The organism is Rhodoplanes roseus, from assembly GCF_003258865.1.
Taxonomy (GTDB): domain Bacteria; phylum Pseudomonadota; class Alphaproteobacteria; order Rhizobiales; family Xanthobacteraceae; genus Rhodoplanes; species Rhodoplanes roseus.
Genome location: NZ_NPEX01000476.1, coordinates 1 through 2,778 on the forward strand (window position 1 = coordinate 1; position 2,778 = coordinate 2,778).

A 2,778-nucleotide genomic window follows, 5' to 3' on the forward strand; every position below is an offset into this window, starting at 1 on the left:
CCCGACCGGCCTGTGCGCGGTCGACCTCCCCGCTCCAGGGGGAGGTGGAGAAACGGCCGTCACTTCCCGACGAAGCCGACGATCTCCTTGACCGAGCGCATGGTCTCGGAGGCCAGAACCCGGGCCCGGGCGCTGCCGTCGGCGAGAATTCCGTCGATATAGGAGACGTCGCCGGTGAGGCGCTTCATCTCGGCGCCGATCGGGCCGAGCTTGGCGACCGCGAGGTCGATCAGGGCGGTCTTGAACGCCGAGAACTGGCCGCCGCCGAACTGCGACAGCACGGCGGTCTTCGGCTCCTCGGCGAGCGCCGCGTAGATGCCGACCAGGTTGTCGGCCTCCGGGCGACCCTCCAGGCCCTTCTCCTCGCTCGGCAGCGGCTCGGGGTCGGTCTTCGCCTTCTTGATCTTCTGGGCGATGGTGTCGGCGTCGTCGGCGAGCGCGATGCGCGAATAGTCGGACGGATCCGACTTCGACATCTTCTTGGTGCCGTCGCGCAGGCTCATCACCCGGGTCGCCGGCCCGGTGATCAGCGGCTCGGCCATCGGGAAGAACAGGCCGTCGGAAAAGCCCGCCGCCTCGATGTCGGCTTTGTAGTCGTTGTTGAATTTCTGAGCGATGTCGCGGGTCAGCTCGAGGTGCTGCTTCTGGTCCTCGCCGATCGGCACATGGGTGGCACGGTACACCAGGATGTCGGCCGCCATCAGGCTCGGATAGGCGTAGAGGCCCAGCGAGGCGTTCTCGCGGTCCTTGCCGGCCTTCTCCTTGAACTGGGTCATCCGGTTCATCCAGCCGAGGCGGGCGACGCAGTTGAACACCCAGGCGAGCTCGGCGTGCTCCGGCACCTGACTCTGGTTGAACACGATGTGCGTCTTGGGATCGATGCCGGCGGCGATGAAGGCGGCCGCCACCTCGCGGATCGACTTCCTCAGCTCGGCCGGGTCCTGCCACACCGTGATGGCGTGCATGTCGACGACGCAATAGATGCACTCGCAGCGCGACTGCATCTTCACGAAATTGACGATGGCGCCGAGATAGTTGCCGAGATGCAGGTTTCCGGTCGGCTGAACGCCGGAAAACACCCGTTCCTTGAACGCCATCGTACACTCCTCTGGTCGCGGCCGGCGGTTTGCCATGCGAGGCCAGGGGGCGCAAGGGGCCGGGCGGATATATGCTTTCAGGGGGGAGCGCGGGGCGAGCGCAGCGCCGCGACGAGATCGCCGGGCCCCAGGATGCCGAGCACCCGCAGTGCGAGGAGGTAGACGGCCAGCCCGACTCCGAGAAGCGCGCCCAGCACGGCGAAGCGGCCGAGCGTTCCGACCGGAGCCCCGGCCGCATCGGCCAGGCCCCGCGCCGCGGCCAGTGCGATCACGGTCGCCACCGTCGCCAATAGAATGCGGGGCAGCCGGCCGGCCGCAGTGGGGTCGAAGCGCAGCCAGCCGCGGCGGGCCAGCACCACGGCCAGCGCGGCCGGTCCGACATAGCCGCCCGCCGCGATGGCGGCCGCGACCCCGACATGGCCCCAGCGTGGAAACAGCACGAGCGCGCCCGCGCTCGACGCGGCGAGGCCGGCCAGCGCCGCCCACATCGGCGTCCGCGTGTCCTCGCGGGCGAACGAGAACGCCCCCAGAACCTTCTCGACGACGTGGCCCGGCAGACCCACGGCGAGGGCGGCGAGGGCGGCCGCGACCATGGCGGTGTCGTGTGGGGTGAAGGCCCCCCGCTCGAACAAGGCCCGCGCGATCGGCTCGGCGAGGAGCACGAACCCCGCCGCGGAGGGCAGCGCGAGACCGAGCGCGAGCTCCATGGCGTGCCCCTGCGCGGCGGCGACCTCGGGGCCGGTGCCGGTGCGCACCCGGGCGGCGATCACCGGTCCCATCACGGAGGCGATCGCCACCGAGACGACCCCGAGCGGAAACTCGTAGAGCCGGTCCGCATAGTAGAGCCACGACACGGCCGCCGGCGACGGCGAGGCGATCATCGCCCCCGCCATCAAGGTGATCTGCGGGATGCCGCCGGCCAGCAGCCCGGGGCCGGCGAGGGAGACGAGGCGGCGCAGCTCCGGCGAGGCGGACAGGCGGGGCCGGCGCGGGCGGACGGGCAGGCGCAGCGCTGCGCCGCCGATCAGCACGGTCTGGGCGAGCCCGGCCGTGACGATCGCGATCGCCAGGACGGCGCCGGCATGCGCGACCGCCACCGCGCCGCCGAGCAGCAGCCCCAGCACGGCCGTGATCAGCACCCCGTTGAACACGATGGGCCCGAACGCCACCGCGGTCACCCGCCCTTCGGCGTTGAGGATCGCGCCCAGCACGGCGACGCAGCCGGCGATCACGACATAAGGCGCCGACAGCCGCACGAGCTGCGCCGCGAGGGCGAAGCGCTCGCCGTCGACGGCGAAGCCCGGCGCGATGACATGGACCACGAGCGGAGCGCCGAGCATCAGCAGCACGGTCGCGATGCCGAGCCCGACGGCCATCAGGCCGAGCGCCGACTCACCGAAGCTTTGCACCGCCGCGCTGCCCCGGCTGTCCCGCAACCGCAGCCACAGCGGCACGAAGGCACCGTTCAGCGCGCCCTCGGCGAGCAGGCGGCGGAACAGGTTCGGCACCTGCAGGGCGGCGAAATAGGCGTCCGCCATCGGCCCGGCCCCCAGCAGGGCGGCGATGCCGGCATCGCGCAGGAAGGCGAGCACCCGCGAGGCCAGCGTCGCGCTGCCGACCGTCCCGACCTTTCGCGCGAGTGCCCGGCCGGCGGCGGCATCGTGCCGGCCGGCCGCCGTCG

Annotated in this window: 2 protein-coding genes; both read right to left on the bottom strand. The window is 71.9% G+C overall.

Annotated features, from left to right (window positions below; genetic code table 11):
- Positions 1-59 precede the first annotated feature (59 nt).
- On the bottom strand, positions 60-1,097 hold the full coding sequence (gene trpS / locus CH341_RS30345; protein ID WP_111423233.1) for a tryptophan--tRNA ligase: 1,038 nt from the start codon (positions 1,095-1,097) through the stop codon (positions 60-62).
- Positions 1,098-1,174: 77 nt separating this feature from the next.
- The coding region (gene murJ, locus CH341_RS30350) for a murein biosynthesis integral membrane protein MurJ (protein ID WP_111423235.1) at positions 1,175-2,778 on the bottom strand (1,604 nt) is incomplete at its 5' end.

Coding starts and splice junctions, on each gene's coding strand:
- trpS (WP_111423233.1), bottom strand. CDS start 1,097: ATGGCGTTCAAGGAACGGGTGTTTTCCGGCGTTCAGCCGACCGGAAAC.